Raw genomic sequence first — 407 nt, forward strand, 5'->3', positions numbered from 1 at the left:
GTTGCGTATACTGTGGAACATACATGCCACCAGTAACCGGAACCCCCGTGCCAGGACGATATTCCAGGCAGTTGACCTCATAGTGATATGCCGGATTAGTACACTCTTTCAGCCCCGGGAACGCGGCGAAAATTTTCTCCTTCGCAGCCTTCAGAGAATCCTCTGTTTTATGATCGGCCTCATCAATAAAGGCATAACGCGTTTCCTGTTTGCCATCTACATCTTCCAGCCAGCTGGCAACTTCCAGCTTCGGTTTGTCATCAGGTTTGTTTTCTACCTGATATTTCCACTTAACTTCCCCTGTCTTACTATCGATGGTGTACGGCAGCGCACCATCTACGGCAGGATAACGTTCATAGACCCAAATGCCCGTTGCGCGCTGCTGACGAACGCGGTTCGGATACCCT

At 50.4% G+C, this 407-nt stretch carries 1 protein-coding gene; it reads right to left on the reverse strand.

Features of this window, described 5'->3' with window-relative positions:
* Nucleotides 1–407: hypothetical protein (locus RTW80_RS27525; protein WP_312721262.1), on the reverse strand; the 407-nt coding region annotated here is incomplete at both ends.

The sequence above is a fragment of the Escherichia sp. AM3 genome (assembly GCF_032029835.1).
In the GTDB taxonomy this organism is placed as follows: domain Bacteria; phylum Pseudomonadota; class Gammaproteobacteria; order Enterobacterales; family Enterobacteriaceae; genus Escherichia; species Escherichia coli.